This window comes from Bartonella sp. MR168JLCBS (genome assembly GCF_042194175.1).
In genome coordinates this window covers 1-680 of record NZ_JBHIMP010000411.1, presented here as the reverse complement: position 1 = coordinate 680, position 680 = coordinate 1, and the positions used below count along the sequence as shown (strand labels likewise).

General features: G+C 35.9%; 1 pseudogene. It reads right to left on the bottom strand.

Annotated features, from left to right (window positions below):
- Positions 1-160: 160 nt before the first annotated feature.
- Positions 161-680: pseudogene (locus ACFIK8_RS11665) on the bottom strand (alpha-ketoglutarate permease); the annotation flags it as partial.

Below are 680 nucleotides of genomic sequence, written 5' to 3'. Positions count from 1 at the left end.
AGTTGCAGAGATGATGTCTGGAGATCGCAGAAAAAGTCGGATGACTTTTTATTATTTGGTAGCAAAACAATTAAATACACTTCATAAGATTTAAACGCTATCAAAACTGAATTTTGATGCAATAATGATAAAAAAGCCCAAGTAATTGGGCTTTTTCGTTTCATGGAGTGAAATTAAGGGGTTTATCGTCTTGGATATCCTCCTTATTCATATCCGGTACAAAGAGCAGTGTAATGAGTGCAATAATTATCACGTCTGTTATGTAAAAATAAAAGATAAGTTCATGTCCAATTTTTTTGAATTTAAGGGCTATGTATTCAGCAGGAGCACCAAATAATTCATTGCCAATGGCATGAGTGAGACTAACTCCCAGTGTGCATACTGAAGAAGGAAACATTGCTGATTTTACAACACCAGAGATCGATGTATACATGTTCATAATACAGAGCAAAGCATTGCAAGAATGACCAATAAGGCAACTCATGCACTATACGGGTTGCCGATTATACTAAGCCCAGGAAATGTAAAGATAACAGAGAGTATATTCCAAATGATGAGTAAAGTTTTTGTTCCAGTTTTATCGGCTATGATACCAGCTATGGGCTAGAGAAGTATGAAAACAAAGAGTGCAGCGGTTATTATCGTTAGGTATGTTTATCAAAGCTGGTGTTTGTGATCAG